The sequence below is a fragment of the Mesorhizobium sp. M4A.F.Ca.ET.050.02.1.1 genome (assembly GCF_003997725.1).
Taxonomy (GTDB): domain Bacteria; phylum Pseudomonadota; class Alphaproteobacteria; order Rhizobiales; family Rhizobiaceae; genus Mesorhizobium.
Map to the genome: position 1 here is coordinate 1 of NZ_RZSG01001519.1, position 430 is coordinate 430.

At 66.7% G+C, this 430-nt stretch carries 1 protein-coding gene; it reads right to left on the reverse strand.

The genetic code is table 11. The features are described 5' to 3' along the window. The coding region (locus EOA33_RS38450; RefSeq protein ID WP_190234560.1) for an IS66 family transposase zinc-finger binding domain-containing protein at positions 1-430 on the reverse strand (430 nt) is incomplete at both ends.

Consider the following 430-nt stretch of genomic DNA (forward strand, 5'->3'; position numbering starts at 1 on the left):
CCTTGCACTGCGCGCAGCCATATTTGGGGCGGCGGGTGACGATCACGCGGAACTTCGCCGGCATCACGTCGAGCCGCTCGGAGATGTCTTCGCCGATCCTGACCGGCTGGCAGCCGCCACAGGCGCAGGCGACAGTCTCAGGCTCGATGACGATCTCGACGCGCTCCAGATGCGCTGGGAACGCCTTGCGCGGCCGTGCCTGGCGACGCTGTTGGCTTGTCGGCTTCGCCGCCTCGAGCTCGGCCTCGATCGCGCCGAGCCCGGTCTGGATTTCGTCGAAGGCGAAGGCCTGCTGGTCGGCATCGAGCTTCTCGGAGCTGCGGCCAAAGCGGGCGCGCTCCAGCTGCTTGATGATCGCATGAAGATTGGCGATGCGCGCCTCGGCGCGCTCGTTGACTGTCGCCAGTCGGATGTTCTCGGCCTTGAGGTT